The organism is Sphingobacterium sp. MYb382, from assembly GCF_037572665.1.
GTDB lineage: Bacteria > Bacteroidota > Bacteroidia > Sphingobacteriales > Sphingobacteriaceae > Sphingobacterium.
In genome coordinates this window covers 157934-173177 of the sequence record NZ_JBBGZT010000023.1, presented here as the reverse complement: position 1 = coordinate 173177, position 15244 = coordinate 157934, and the positions used below count along the sequence as shown (strand labels likewise).

Below are 15244 nucleotides of genomic sequence, written 5' to 3'. Positions count from 1 at the left end.
TACTTTCAGTACAAACGTATTAAAATACACGAAGTTTTTTGGGTAAATGAGTGAAGAAACAAACTTTCCGGAGGAATCTGCTGAGCATTTAAATAGCGCAGAACATGAATCAAACAGTACAACCATCCCTTTATCAGGCTTGTATGAAAGCTGGTTTTTAGACTATGCTTCTTATGTTATTTTAGATCGGGCGGTTCCACATATCAACGATGGTTTCAAGCCTGTGCAGCGACGCATTCTCCATTCCTTAAAAGAGATGGATGATGGGCGTTACAATAAGGCGGCCAATGTGATCGGTAACACCATGAAGTATCACCCACACGGGGATGCCTCTATTGGTGATGCTATGGTGCAGATTGGTCAGAAAGACTTATTAATCGATTGTCAAGGTAACTGGGGTGACCCGATTACAGGAGACTCGGCGGCGGCACCTCGTTATATTGAGGGACGTCTGTCTAAGTTTGCCAACGATGTTGTCTTTAATCCAGATACGACGGAATGGCAATTGAGTTATGACGGTCGTAATCGCGAGCCGGTGACCTTGCCTGTTAAATTCCCATTGCTCCTTACGCAAGGTGCTGAAGGTATTGCCGTAGGTTTGGCGACCAAAATTATGCCGCACAACTTCATCGAGCTTATCGATGGGTCCATCCAAGTATTAAAAGGTGAACGACCTAATATTGTGCCCGACTTCTTGACGGGTGGATTGGCTGACGTGAGCAACTACAATGAAGGCCGTCGTGGTGGAAAGCTGCGTGTGCGCGCTAAAATTGAAGAGCGTGACAAGAAGACGCTAGCCATTACGGAGATTCCTTTTGGTACAACCACAGGTAGCTTAATTGATAGCGTGGTGTCGGCCAATGATAAAGGCAAGATTAAGATTAAAAAGATTGAAGATAACACAGCTGGTAATGTGGAGATTATTGTCCACCTCGCTCCTGGTATCTCTCCTGATGTGACGATTGATGCTTTATTTGCTTTTACAGCTTGTGAAACGTCTATCTCACCAAATACCTGTGTTATTATTGATAACAAGCCACACTTTATGAGTGTGAATGATATCTTAATCCAGAATACGAACCAGACAAAAGATTTATTAAAGCAAGAGCTAGAGATTAAATTGCATGAATTGCAAGAGAAAATCTTCTTCAGCACCTTGTTGAAAATCTTTATTCAGGAAGGTATGTATAAGCATGCTGATTATGAGAATGCCGGTGATTTCGATACCGTAGTCGGTGTTTTAAATACCTTGTTTATGCCTTTCTTCCCGCAGTTTTATCGCGAGATTCTACCAGAGGATTACAAAAAATTAATCGATAAGCCGATGAGTAGCATCACGCGCTTTGACGTTAAGAAGGCAGACGAGCAGATGAAAGCCTTAGAAGATGATATCAAAGTTGTTCTTCGCAACCTTAAAAACTTAACGGAATACAGTATCAAGTGGTATGAATATTTACGTACGAAGTATGCTAAAGGACGTGAGCGTAAGACAGAGCTTCGCATTTTCGATAAAGTAGAGGCTACGCAGGTGGCTTTAGCTAATGCTAAACTTTACGTAAACCGTGAGGAAGGATTTATAGGCTCTGGTATGCGTAAGGATGAGTTCGTTTCGGAATGTTCGGATATTGACGATATCATCGTGTTCCGTGCTGATGGTAAATATATGGTTACCAAAGTACAGGATAAGGTGTTCGTCGGAAAAGATATCGTTCATGTCGCTGTATTCAAGAAAGCTGACGACCGCACGGTATATAATGCCATCTATACGGATGGTGCTGGAGGAACAACCTATGTGAAGCGATTCTCGGTAACAGCTGTTACGCGTGATAAAGAATATGACGTTAGTAAAGGGGCTAAAGGATCGAAGTTATTGTACTTTACCGTTAATCCAAATGGGGAGGCTGAGATTGTGAATATCCAGTTGAAACCGCATACCAAACTGCGTAAGCTTACGTTCGATGTAGACTTCTCGGAGATAGCCATCAAAGGTAGAGCTTCGCAAGGAAATATTGTTTCTAAGTTCCCGTTGAAAAAGGTGACGTTTAAATCTGCTGGAGGGTCTACCCTTTCAGGACGCAAAATTTGGTTCGACGATGTGTTGCACCGCTTAAATGCGGATGAGCGCGGTCGCTACCTAGGTGAGTTTGATGCAGAGGACAAAATTTTGCTTGTTTATCCTGATGGAACTTATGAGTGTAGCACCTTCGATTTGAATAACCACTTCGATGAGAAGCTACTCCGCATGGAGAAATTTGTACCTAAGCATGTGTACACCGCTATCCATAAAGATGGTAAATCAAATGCATTCTATGTAAAACGATTTGCTTTTGATGAGCAGCCGGTTGGTAAACGGGTGTCGATCATCAATGATAGCCCAGGCTCAGCGTTGACCTTATTAACGAATGGTGAAAATCCGATTGTACGTTTAGATCTGCTAAAAGGAAAATCGCAAACACCAGAGACCATGGCTCAAGTATTGAATGAGGTTATTGATGTTAAGGGTATGAAAGCGCAAGGTAATAGACTTTCTTTCCATACAGTAGATAAAGTAACCTTGACAACAGAGGAATTGGATATGGCTGCATTTACAGCTGATGGTAAAGCGACCGAAGCTCCTGCTGATGAGAAATCAGCGGAAGATGAAGAAGGTTCAACGCCTCCTGCAAGTGAAGGTATCAGTTTAGAGATTACAAATCCAGATGATGTTCAGCTGGATGATAAAGGACAAACTACCTTGTTCTAGTTTGTATAAAGCATAAAAAAAGGCGTTTAAAACGCCTTTTTTTATGCTTTATGTTTTTTTAACACGCAGATAGCTATCTTATTAGGATATTAGTACATAGTTTGTCGTATTTACTTTTATTTAAGCGCTATGGAAAACTCATTTTTTATCAATGCTTTAAAACAAGCACACTGGGTTGTAAGCAACTCTGCTACACATCAAAACTTTGATATTAGCACCTTCGCTGATGGCCGTTTGGCACATGTTCCTTTTGACGTTAAAGAATTTATTCATTCGTTTGCCGTCTGTGCCAACCCAGCGGACACCGTTTGGTTTCTTTCTGCGATGGATTATAGCGATGAAAGCGAAAACGCATTTCCATGGAATGAGTTTGAGCAACAAAGCATGATGGCTGCTAGTGATACACTAATGGCTGATATTGCCGCCTTTTGGTCTTCCCACCTGCCTATCTTATTTTCCGTAAAAAATGGTTATCAATATGTTGCTGTAGGTATTGCGGCACACAATAAAGGGAAATTTTTCTATGGCCGTGAACCGGAATATGAGGATGTTGTTGCTATCGCTACATCATTCACCGAGTTTAAAGAAAAATATATTGAAGCGTTAAATGGTAATCCGCCTGCCTATTACGATTTTATCAGCTAGAGATTGACGGTTCGAAACGTGGTGATTTTGTCTAAATAAAAAACTGCGCTCTAGCGGAACCTGTTATAAAACGTAAATAGCCATTTCTAGGGAAATGGCTATTTACTAAATCGTTAAGAAATTATACTTAGTCTTTCTTATATGCCTTTAGAAACTTCTGTAGCTTAGGGGCAATTACTGCTGCGCAGAATGGATTTCCAGGGTTTTGGTTGAAGTAATCATGGTGATAGTCTTCGGCCTCCCAAAAAGTAACCGCTTCTTCTACAGCCGTCACAATCGGACTTGCATAAACCTCTTCAGCCGTTAAGGCTTGAATAAATTGCGTTGCCTCTACTTTCTGCTCATCGTTATGGAAAAATACAGCCGAGCGGTATTGTGTTCCTACATCCTCACCCTGTCTATTTAACGTGGTTGGGTCGTGTGTTTTGAAGAAAATAGCAAGCAGCTCCAGAAAGCTTACTTTTGCAGGATCAAAATCCAGCTGCACCACTTCCACATGTTCTGTATCGCCATTACAAACCTCCTTATAGGTTGGTTGTTCTGTTTTTCCTCCCATATAACCTGGAAGTACTGTATTCACCCCTTCGGTATGTTGAAATATAACTTCTGTACACCAGAAGCAGCCTCCGCCAAATGTAGCTTTCATTTTAAAATATTAAATGTATCTGTGCGCAAAAATAAGGCGCTATATGGCAAATGCCAACAGCCTTATGTCACAATTGCGCTACTAGTAAATATGTTTTCCTTTAATGAGTAAATCTTGCTTCTCTTTTGTGCATACTGCATAGGTAAATCCACTTTGCAAAGCATAGGAGCCATATTCCCCTTTTTTGTTTAAAGCTAGAAATCCAACTTGTATCTCCTTCGCGATTGCGGGTTTCTTCTTGATGATACGCTCTACAGCCTCTTTACAGGCAGCCTCCGGCGAATAACCTTGACGCATCAGCTCGACAACCAAGAAGCTTCCAACAGTGCGGATAACCTCCTCACCAACGCCTGTAGAGGTAGCGCCCCCTACTTCATTGTCTACATACAATCCGGCACCAATAATAGGGCTATCGCCCACACGTCCACGCATCTTGAAAGCCATGCCGCTCGTTGTGCAAGCCCCCGAAAGGTTGCCATCGGCATCTAATGCGAGCATACCAATAGTATCGTGGTTATATTGATTTCCGGGCAGACGTTCCGTTTGGAAGGATTTATTCTCGATATTCATAATCGGCTTATACTTCTTCTCCTTAAGCCATTCTTTCCATGCTTTCTCGGACGAAGGGATAAGTAAGTTTTCTTGCTCAAAGCCCTGTTCTAAAGCGAATTGTAGCGCACCCTCTCCCACTAACATCACGTGAGGCGTCTTTTCCATCACTAAACGAGCCACAGAAATAGGATGTGCGATGTGCTCTAAAGCAGCTACAGAACCGCAGTTGCCTTGGTCATCCATAATACAAGCATCAAGTGTGACATGGCCGTCGCGATCTGGGTAGCCTCCTTTTCCAACCGTAGGATTGTCTAGGTCGGATTCAGCAACACGTACGCCCTGTTCAACAGCATCGATAGCTTTTCCATTTTTTGAAAGTACCTTCCAAGCAGCTTGGTTGGCTGCAACACCAAAATCCCATGTCGATATTACAATAGGTTTAGTAACCACACGCTTCGTGCTTGCCTGCACCAAACTTGGAGCTACCCCTAGTGCGGCAGCGCCGAAAATAGATTGTTTTATAAAATTTCGTCTTGAACGCATAATACTCTGTTTACGCATGCAAGATACTAAAAAACGTTTTAGTGCTCTTTAAATTTGGTTGACAAATGAAGCGTAACCCATGATTCAAATTTGTTACAGCCTAAGACTGCTATTTTCTGTGGGAAATAATAGCAGGTATTAAATAGAAATACTTATGTTTGTATATGCTGATTGGTTCGAGTTGTTGCATAAAACAAATCAAAACATGCAAGAAGTGAGCAGACCTAATGCACATTAAAATACCTTTTTATGATGATAAGATCCTATTTTAAAAAATCCCTCGTCTTTGGGCTTCTACTTTCGGGTAGTTACTATGCACAAGCGCAAGCTGATTCCACCGTTTATTTTAAGGTTCAAGATGTACTTACACAGGCAAAGACAGCGCATGCCCCGGATAAAAGACTGCGCTTAATAGAGCTGGCGCAAGCTGATGTGGCAACCAACAGCTATGTGGTAAAGACAACGGAGAAAAACGTGCAAGAAGAGCTACATGCGAAGTTTGCAACACTTAAAGGGAATTTTAAGGTAGAACTTTTTCCTTCCGAAAAGGTGAAAAATAAAACAGTAGGCATTGTGAACCTTTCCGTTGCAAATCTACGTACCAAGCCTGATCATGCTGCAGAAATGGCAACCCAGGTGTTATTGGGTGCGCAGGTTGATATTCTAGATGAAGATAGTGGCGACTACCGTGTGCGCACGCCTGAAGGCTATATCGCTTGGGTGCCAACTTCTTCTGTGGTAGCACTAGCTCCTGCCGAAGCGGCGCAGTGGAAAGCCGCAAAGAAATTAATCTATACAGCCGAGTTTGGCCGTTCGTATTCCAATGCGGATGTGAAGAGCCAGCGTGTTTCGGATCTTGTATATGGTGATATTTTAGTCCTAAAAAATGTAAAAGGTAACTTCTACGAAGTAGAGTATCCCGATAAACGTTTGGCTTTCATCCCTAAAGTAGAGGCCGAATCTTTCACCGATTGGCTTAAAACACGACAGCCTACGGCAGATAATGTGCTAACGAGCGCTAAATCTATGCTGGGGCTACCCTACTTATGGGGCGGTACATCCGTTAAAGGTGTGGACTGTAGTGGTTTTACAAAAACGTCTTTCTTTATGAATGGCTATGTCATTCCACGCGACGCTTCGCAGCAGGTTCTTCATGGGGAGTCGGTCGATATTTTAGATGCTAACGAGGAGTTTGATGCGACCAAAGCACTAAAAAACCTTAAACCTGCCGACTTATTATTCTTTGCCGCAGGCAAAGGGAAAAGAGCAAATGCACGAGTAACGCATGTAGCCTTATACATTGGCAATGGTACCTTTATCCATGCCGCAGGTACGGTGCGCATCAATAGCATGCTGAAAGATGCTGCCAATTACGATGATTTCCAGACCCGTACTGTTGTTGCTGCACGTCGCTACCTCGGTAGTGCCGATCCAGCCGTTCAAAAAGTTTCAGAAAGTACCTATTACACAAAATAAGCTTATATAAGATGAGTAGCACAGAATGGACAAGCATTAAAATGGGTAAGTTTACCCTACGCTTTAAGCCTTATACCTTGGAGATGCGTCACGTGTTTACGGTAGCGTCTTTTAGTCGCACCACAACACCCGTAGTACTCACCGAACTCGAATATGAAGGATTTGTCGGCTATGGTGAAGCGAGTATGCCTCCCTACCTTGGTGAATCGCAAGAGTCGGTAACGGCTTTCCTACGTAAAGTAGACCTTGCAGCCTTCAACTCGCCATTCCAGACCGAAGAGATTCTACATTACGTCGATACGATCGATGCGAAGAATACGGCCGCAAAGGCAGCTGTAGATATTGCGTTGCATGATTTGCTGGGCAAGCTGATGCAGCAGCCATTTTATAAAATATGGGGCTTAAACCCAGATTTAATTCCGCCTACTTCTTTCACTATCGGTATTGATACCGAAGAGGTTATTCGACAAAAAGTAGCGGAAGCGGGTCAGTTTAAAATATTGAAAGTAAAATTAGGCTTAGCGACCGATAAGATGATTATCGATACCATTCGCTCGGTAACGGATGTGCCTTTATGTGCAGACGTCAACCAAGGCTGGAAAAATAAAGAAGAAGCCTTAGCGATGTCGCATTGGCTTGCTGAGCGCGGTGTCACCTTCTTGGAGCAGCCAATGCCTAAAGAGCAGATCGATGATAATGCATGGCTCACGGAGCGCTCTCCAATTCCAACGATTGCTGATGAAGGCTGTCAGCGCTATGCGGATGTAGCAGCCCTTAAAGGGGTGTATACCGGCATTAATATTAAGCTTATGAAATGTACGGGAATGCGCGAAGCGAAGAAAATGGCAGAATTGGCACGTGCGCTAGAGATGAAAGTGATGCTAGGCTGTATGACGGAAACCTCCTGCGCGATTTCTGCGGCGGCACAATTGGCTCCTTTAGTAGATTGGGCAGATTTAGACGGTGCTTTACTAATTGGTAACGATATTTTTCAGGGTATGGAAGTGGTAAATGGGCTTTGCCGCTTGCCAGATCGTCCAGGAATTGGTGTAATAAAAAATTAACAACTATTAAAACAGCCTTCGGGCTGTTTTTTTTGCAATAGTGTTACGTATCGCTTCTTTTTCCGCAAAAATCTTCCGTAGATAATGTTTTTTAATATTTATTTAACAATCTAAGCTATAAAAACCTATATTAGATCAACAAATCCTACAAATTATGAATAAATTTTTACTAACCTCCATGTGTTTGATGGCTTGTAGCGCTATGCAAGTTGTTAATGCACAACAAACTGCGGTTGCTGGTAAAATTACGGATGTCAATGGCGATCCTTTGTCGGGCGTTACCGTCACGATAAAAGGTACCAGCATCGGTACTTCCAGTAATGAAAGTGGTTTATTTACGCTCAATGCGAACCCAAATGCGACTCTTGTCGTTTCAGCCGTAGGCTTCCAAACACAAGAAGTGAATCTGGCGGGACGTAAAACGCTAAGTCTTAAATTGGTTAGCAATGATCAAGCATTGGATGAAGTTATTGTCGTAGCCTACGGAACGGCTAAGAAAAGTACCTATACAGGTTCTGCCTCCTCCATTAAGCAAGATGAGATAAAGGATGTTCCGACGACTTCTTTTGAGTCGGCTTTAAATGGACGTATTCCTGGGGTGCAAATTACGGCAACTTCCGGACAGGCAGGTGCTACGAGCAGCGTGCGCGTGCGTGGTATTGGTTCTATGAACGCCTCAAGTGACCCGCTTTATGTTATTGATGGTGTACCTGTTGTATCGGGGAATGTTGGGCAGATGAATGACCAGATCAATTCGACGTCCAATATTATGAGTACCTTAAACCCTGCGGATATTGAATCTATCACGGTATTGAAGGATGCTGCAGCATCGGCATTGTATGGTTCTAGAGCGGCCAACGGTGTTATCGTTATCACCACCAAACGCGGAAAGACGGGCAAGCCTACTTTAAATTTACGTTCCTCTATTGGTTTTACGCCTACTTGGGCGACCAATAACTATGAGGCTGCTGATCCACAAGCGCAAATTAATATGGAGTACCAAATATTCCATGATTACCGTACTTCCAATAAGAAACCTAATTCTACTGAATATTATTCCGATGCGGAAGCGAGCACCTATGCTTTAGGACAGATAAATAACCGTTTTAATAAGCATGGCTATAAGTTTGAAGTTCCTGATGCCTCTAGGATGGCGAATGTCAAAATCTTGGGAATGACCGACGGTATTGAGAATAGAGAAGGCAAATTCTTTGATTGGGAAGATTATTTGTTCCGTACCGGTATTTTTCAAACCAATGACCTTTCCTTAAGTGGTGGAACAGAAAGCACGAAATACTACAGCTCCCTATCCTACACAAAAGATAAAGGGCGAGCTATCATGAACGCATATGACCGTGTTTCTGGCCGTTTAAACTTGTCGCAAAAGGTATTTAAGAATGTCGATTATGACGTGAACTTAAACTTAGCAAACACATCAAAAACAGGCTTTAATGACACGCGCTCTACAGGTGCCAACCCTTACTTTCAGTCCCGCAATTTATTATTCCCATTTTACCATCCTACGGATTATAAAACAGGAAAACCATGGACGGCGCAGTATGGTAGTTTAGCCTACAACTCGGATTACTATAACCAACAATGGGATAACAATTCCAAAACGTTGCGCTTATCGGCTTTACAATCCTTATCCTGGAAAATTACGGATGGCTTAGTGGCTAAAACAATCTTCTCCTTCGATAATTCGGAAGTGAAAGAAGATTTATACTTCTCGGCACTGCACTTTAACGGTTTGACCGATAAAGGGTCGTCCAGCAAATGGAGCACTAATATCCGTAAATATGTATCGACAAGCACGTTGAACTACACTAAAAGCTTTGGCTTGCACAACGTAAGTGCATTAGCAGGTTTTGAAACGGAGAAAAACACAACAGACTACCAATTTAGCAACAGCGTAAACCTAGCTTCGAGTACGTCAACATCTATTGGTACAGGTTCTAATTTCAAAGCGGAAGCTTACGGCTGGGGCAGCAATTTGATGTCTGGCTTAGGTCGTTTGGATTATAACTATGGGGAGAAATATTTCCTTGGTGGATCTTTCCGCCGTGATGGCTCTTCACGTTTAAGTCCAGATAACCGTTGGGGCACATTCTGGTCTGTTTCTGGTGCGTGGAGCTTGCATAAAGAGGAGTTCTTAAAAAATGCGCTTCCGGAGGTTAATAACTTACGTCTACGTGCTTCCTATGGTGTGAATGGTACTTTGCCAACCGATCTGTTCGCGTGGAAGACCTTATTGTACTACCGTAGCAACTACAAAAGCAATCCAGGTGGTGTAGTGACGGGCTTAGGTAATCCCAATCTTACCTGGGAGAAAAGCTATACGTATGATTTAGCATTAGAATTTGGCTTGTTCAAAAATAGACTTTCTGGATCGGTAGAATATTTCAATAGAGATTCTAAAGGACTTCTACAAGATGTTCGTTCCTCAGGAACAACAGGTTTCTACTCTACCCTACAGAATATTGGTGTCATCAACAATAGTGGTATTGAGGTTGATTTAGGCGGCGATTTAATCGCGACAGATAAGTTCAAATGGTCGGCTCGTGTCAATGCAGCCTTCTTAACCTCTAAGGTGAAGAAGCTTGACGAAGGTAAGGATGTAGTATGGACTGATCCTACAGGAAATGACAATCGTGCAGAATTTGTTTACCGTGAGGGTGCTTCTGTACTTTCTTTTTACGGCTACGAATGGGCTGGTGTGAACCCAGAGAATGGAAAGAATGTATGGTATACCAATAATTCGGTTTCCGACTTCGACTATAACGGACGTGCAGCAACATACAACTATGGTAAGGCTGACCGTGTAATTATTGGTTCTGCCGTTCCTAAAGTATATGGTGGTATTAATACGGACTTCGAATACCAAGGGTTCAGCTTAGGCTTTAACTTCAATTACAAAATTGGTGGTAAGCTTTATGATGGTGCGGAGAAGGATGTTAACGATGATGGTTACTACTGGGAAAGAATACGCTCTAAGCAGTATTACGACAATATGTGGTCACCAAGTAACCCAACGGGTACACAGCCGAAGATTGATGGAAATGATTTGACGGATGCTATCCAGTTTAGTAGTCGCCATATTTATAACGCTTCTTTCATACGCTTGAAAAACATCAATTTTGCGTACCGCTTGCCTACGCATATCGTGGAGAAAGCGAAAATAGCTAATGCGCGTATTTTCTTTAACGGTACAAACCTGTTTACAGCAAGCAAATACAAGATGGCTGATCCAGAAGTGAATCAATATGGCACACGTGGTTGGGAAATGCCTTTTGGCAAAACTTATACGTTTGGTATAGACATCAGTTTCTAATTTTAATACTAGGTAAAATGAAAAAATATTTCAATCTATTTATAGCAACGCTTCTCCTTACGGGAGCCTCTTCGTGTAAGGGCTTTCTCGATGTAGAACCTACAAATGCGAGCGATGCAGCGAACGCAATAAAAACAGTTGGTGATGCGCAAGTTATTATCAACGGTATTCATCGAGGTATGACCTCTTCCAGTTACTATGGTCGTAATTTTGTTGCCTACGGCGATGCCAAAGGTGGTGATGTTACTTTATTCTCTCAGGGGCGCGGTTTGGATGCTATGTATACGTTCAACCATAATCCGCAAACCAATAGTTTTTCGACCTTCTGGACGAGTATTTACAACGCTATTTTTCAGGCGAACAACTTATTAGAAAATATTGAGAAGCTTAAGGCTCAAGGTACCTTGGAGAATTTTGACTTAGCAAAAGCAGAGGCTTTAACAATCCGCGCCTTGGCATACTTTGATTTGGTGCGCATTTATGGTAAGTCGTATACCGATGATAAAACTGCTTTTGGAGTACCTGCGATTATCAAAACACTGGGTGCTAATGAGAAGCCACTACGTGCTACAGTAGAAGAAAACTACAAGCAAATCCTTGCCGATTTGGTAGCTGCTGAATCCGGATTGCCAAAAACTAAACGTGATGGCTACCTAAACTATTATGCGAATAAATCGCTTCAAGCACGTGTATACTTAACCATGGGGGATTATGATAAGGCATTGGCGGCAGCTGAGGAAGTTATTAATAGCAAAGTATACAGCTTATATGATAATAGTCAGTGGGTGAATTCATGGAAAAGTCAGTTCGGTAGCGAGTCTATCTTTGAGTTGGTAATTGAGCAAAATCAGGCCGACTTAGCACGCAACTCCCTGGGCTTCTATTTTATGCGTCGCGGACATCAAACGGGTGCGTTAGGTAACTTCTTGGCGGCTACTCCATTCTTAACCGCATTAGGAGCTGATAAAGATGATGTTAGACTAGGCGTAATGGCACGTGATGAGTCGAATGCAACACGTATGGGTTCTTGCTATAAGTATTTAGGGTCGACAACATTTAGTGGCGATAAAGGTACAGCTAACTACACGGCTGTAAACATTAAGGTTATCCGTTTATCGGAGGTTTATTTGATAGCAGCCGAAGCAGCACTTAAAGCGACAACGGTTGATAAAACAAAGGCGGCTAAGTATGCGCAAGAAATTCATAAACGTTCGCCAAATTTGCCTTCTATCACCGCGGCTAATGTAACGGAAGACCTTATTTTAGCGGAGAAAAGTAAAGAGTTCTTTGGTGAAGGTTTACGTTACTTCGATATGATTCGTCTGAATAAAACGATAAATTTTGATGACGCTTTTGCGGCGATTAGTATTCCTTCACGTCCAGCAAGCATCAACCGCTCGTTCGCAAAGTATATTTTGCCAATCAGTGAAGATGAGATGTTGGCAAATCCAGGCATCAAAGCGCAACAGAATCCGGGTTACAATTAATCTATTATCTAGGGTTTTAAGCTAAAATCTATACCCTTTTTAAGCAAGCCTCTCTAGTCATGAACAACATGGATAGAGAGGCTTTTTTAATTTGCTGGAAAGTCGCCTGATAGCGCAAAGTTGAAGTCTTATAATTGTAGTGTATAAACGCGTCTGCGCAACGTTTGCGCAATTATCTACCCATGTCTTGGTTTTTGGGCTACAGCTTGTCTAGAGCGCTTAAAATAGCCTTAGTATTGTGCTGTGTTTTTATTTGCTAAATAGGTCGATTTATGCCTGAAAACAGCATTAAAGCCCTATTTTATGTATATATTCGTGCTATGGGAAAGTCAATAAACCTTCAAAGTTTCAAAGAATTTTTTAATTCGAGTACAGGTTCTGGGATACTACTGTTTAGCTGTTTGCTCCTATCTTTAGGTATCGCAAACAGTCCATTGGCAGCAGGATTTACAAATTTCTTGTCGACCACTGTTGGCTATGAAAACGAATTTTTGCAGTTAAACTATAGCCTGTCTGCTTGGATTAATGATGGGCTGATGGCCATCTTCTTCCTTTTAGTGGGGCTCGAGATAAAAAGAGAACTCGTCGAAGGTGAGTTGTCCTCGCCACGTAAGGCAGCATTGCCCATCTTAGCGGCCATTGGTGGCGCTATTGTTCCTGCGGGTATCTACATCGCCTTAAATACGGGTGCTGATACTGCTCATGGCTGGGGGATTCCCATGGCGACAGATATTGCCTTTGCCTTGGCCGTTGTTGGCCTCTTAGGGAAGCGTGTTCCGCTGTCGCTGAAAGTGTTCTTGGCGGCCTTAGCCATTGTGGATGACCTTTTGGCTATCCTGGTAATTGCCTTCTTCTATTCGACAAGCCTACATGTCTCCTATTTGCTTTATGCAGCTTTAGTGTTTGTGTTGCTCCTTGTGTTCAATCGTCTAGGTGTGAAGCGTATTTGGATGTATCTGGTGCCAGGATTGTTTATCTGGTATTTCATTCACCATTCAGGTATTCACGCTACGATTGCGGGTGTTTTAGTTGCGATGACCTTGCCTACTAATAAAGGAAGTAATCCTTCGCCTCTTGAGCGCTTAGAGCATATATTAGTGAAGCCGGTTAATTTATTGATTGTTCCGCTATTTGCCTTGGTGAATACCAATATTACCTTTCAGTCGGAAATGGTAGGTGGTCTTACCTCGCCTTTAGGTCTCGGAATTATTCTAGGTCTTGTAGTCGGGAAAACGGCTGGAATATTTTTAACCAGCTGGATATGTGTTAAATCAGGATTAGCGAAGCTCCCTGAGTTAAGCCGCTGGCCGCATATCTTTGGCGTAGCCATGCTGGGTGGTATAGGTTTTACCATGTCTATCTTTGTTTCATTGCTTTCCTTCTCCGATCCTTTGTATATCGAGGAGGCTAAGCTCGCTGTCTTGGTAGGTTCACTCGTTGCGGGTATCTCTGGATATTTGTTTCTATCGGCTTTAAGTAAGAAAAAAGGATAGTAGTCTATATTTAAATAGGTAATAAACAAAGCCTTGAAGGATAGTTCTTCAAGGCTTTGTTTGTTTTGTACTACCCTCACATTTATGCCGTCAAGTTTATGCCTTCATTTCGAACAATGGGAGGAATCTCACGACTGGCAGCTGTAACGAAGTATGCGGTCTCCAAAATTTCCGAATAGATTATCGACATCTAGAGACCTCACGCTTGGCAGGCTATGTTGGCCATCAAGCTTTTGCTAATAATTTGCAACTAACTAAAAAGGCTACACGAGTATCTCACTCGTGTAGCCTTTTACAATGATTTATCTAAACTAAAACTTTAGCTTATAAAGCTTCCGTTGCTGATTCTGGCGCTTTGTCAATCAACTCCATAAATTGATCCAATTTAGGGGTGATGATAATTTGCGTACGACGGTTGCGTGCTTTTCCATCAGGCGTATTGTTGTCTGCAATTGGATTGTATTGGCCACGACCACCAGCTGTCAAACGTTTTGGTTCTACACCATATTGCGTTTGTAAAGCTTGTACAACAGATGAAGCACGTAGCGTACTTAAATCCCAGTTGTTGCGAATATTTGGTTTAGAGATTGGATCTGCATCTGTATTACCCTCGATTAACACCTCGTAATCTTTGTAATCTTGGATAATTTTAGCGATTTTACTCAATGTCTCACCAGCTTTGTCAGAAATTTCGTAGCTACCAGAACGGTACAACATGTTGTCAGACAAAGAGATGTAAACAACACCTTTCAACACCTTAACATCAACATCACGTAACTCTTCTCTGCTCAATGAGCGTGTTAAGTTGTTCGTTAATACTACGTTAAGAGAATCGCTTTTGTTTTTCGTGTTCACTAAGTGCTGGATGTACTTATTGGAGGCATTGATCTCATCAACAAGCTTTGAGATATTTGCGTTACCTTGTGAGTTTTGGTTAATACTATTATCCAATGTACCTTGCAAGCGTGCTAACGCATCTTTCAACGTACCATTGTTTTTACGTTCATATTCCAATTGGTCCTCTAAGCTTTTCACGCGTGATCTGCTTTCAGCTAAGTCCAATTGACCTTTTTGATAGAGCGAAGCTAAATCCTGATGTTGCGTCTGAAGCGCGACATACTTCTTGTTGCTAACACAGCTCGCTAAGAACAAGCCAGATGCCAAAACAGACATCGTTATTACCCTTTTATTTATCATACCTTTATTTTTCAAAGTTAGGATAAAGATACGAAAGTAAATTCTATTCAGAAATGGCCTTAAAGCA

Annotated in this window: 10 protein-coding genes; 7 read left to right on the top strand and 3 right to left on the bottom strand. The window is 42.2% G+C overall.

The window, feature by feature from the left end; genetic code table 11:
* Window positions 1-46 precede the first annotated feature (46 nt).
* Together WH223_RS10395 and WH223_RS10390 are read left to right on the top strand one after the other, a co-directional pair.
* Window positions 47-2743, top strand: coding sequence for a DNA gyrase/topoisomerase IV subunit A (locus WH223_RS10395; RefSeq protein WP_340047556.1), 2697 nt, complete (start codon window positions 47-49; stop codon window positions 2741-2743).
* A gap of 129 nt (window positions 2744-2872) precedes the next feature.
* On the top strand, window positions 2873-3388 hold the full coding sequence (locus WH223_RS10390; RefSeq protein WP_340047554.1) for a hypothetical protein: 516 nt from the start codon (window positions 2873-2875) through the stop codon (window positions 3386-3388).
* Window positions 3389-3515: 127 nt separating this feature from the next.
* On the opposite strand, the gene msrA is transcribed toward WH223_RS10390, so the two are convergent.
* Both msrA and WH223_RS10380 read right to left on the bottom strand, forming a co-directional pair.
* Window positions 3516-4034, bottom strand: coding sequence for a peptide-methionine (S)-S-oxide reductase MsrA (gene msrA / locus WH223_RS10385; RefSeq protein ID WP_340047553.1), 519 nt, complete (start codon window positions 4032-4034; stop codon window positions 3516-3518).
* Window positions 4035-4115: 81 nt separating this feature from the next.
* On the bottom strand, window positions 4116-5129 hold the full coding sequence (locus WH223_RS10380) for a N(4)-(beta-N-acetylglucosaminyl)-L-asparaginase (protein ID WP_340047551.1): 1014 nt from the start codon (window positions 5127-5129) through the stop codon (window positions 4116-4118).
* 249 nt (window positions 5130-5378) lie between these two features.
* On the opposite strand from WH223_RS10380, the gene WH223_RS10375 reads away from it, so the two are divergent.
* The 5 genes from WH223_RS10375 to nhaA all read left to right on the top strand — a co-directional run bounded on the left by WH223_RS10375 (window position 5379) and on the right by nhaA (window position 13980).
* Window positions 5379-6605 (top strand): C40 family peptidase, encoded by a 1227-nt coding sequence (locus WH223_RS10375; protein WP_340047550.1) that lies wholly within the window; start codon window positions 5379-5381, stop codon window positions 6603-6605.
* Between the two features lie 11 nt (window positions 6606-6616).
* Window positions 6617-7669: a dipeptide epimerase gene (locus WH223_RS10370; RefSeq protein ID WP_340047549.1), complete on the top strand. Its 1053-nt coding sequence runs from the start codon at window positions 6617-6619 to the stop codon at window positions 7667-7669.
* Between the two features lie 154 nt (window positions 7670-7823).
* Window positions 7824-11000: a SusC/RagA family TonB-linked outer membrane protein gene (locus WH223_RS10365; RefSeq protein ID WP_340047548.1), complete on the top strand. Its 3177-nt coding sequence runs from the start codon at window positions 7824-7826 to the stop codon at window positions 10998-11000.
* A gap of 17 nt (window positions 11001-11017) precedes the next feature.
* Window positions 11018-12487: a RagB/SusD family nutrient uptake outer membrane protein gene (locus WH223_RS10360; protein ID WP_340047547.1), complete on the top strand. Its 1470-nt coding sequence runs from the start codon at window positions 11018-11020 to the stop codon at window positions 12485-12487.
* A gap of 320 nt (window positions 12488-12807) precedes the next feature.
* The gene (gene nhaA / locus WH223_RS10355; protein ID WP_340047546.1) at window positions 12808-13980 is read left to right on the top strand and encodes a Na+/H+ antiporter NhaA; all 1173 of its coding nucleotides are present in this window, start codon (window positions 12808-12810) and stop codon (window positions 13978-13980) included.
* 324 nt (window positions 13981-14304) lie between these two features.
* On the opposite strand, the gene WH223_RS10350 is transcribed toward nhaA, so the two are convergent.
* The gene (locus WH223_RS10350) at window positions 14305-15177 is read right to left on the bottom strand and encodes an OmpA family protein (protein ID WP_340047545.1); all 873 of its coding nucleotides are present in this window, start codon (window positions 15175-15177) and stop codon (window positions 14305-14307) included.
* Window positions 15178-15244: the final 67 nt, after the last annotated feature.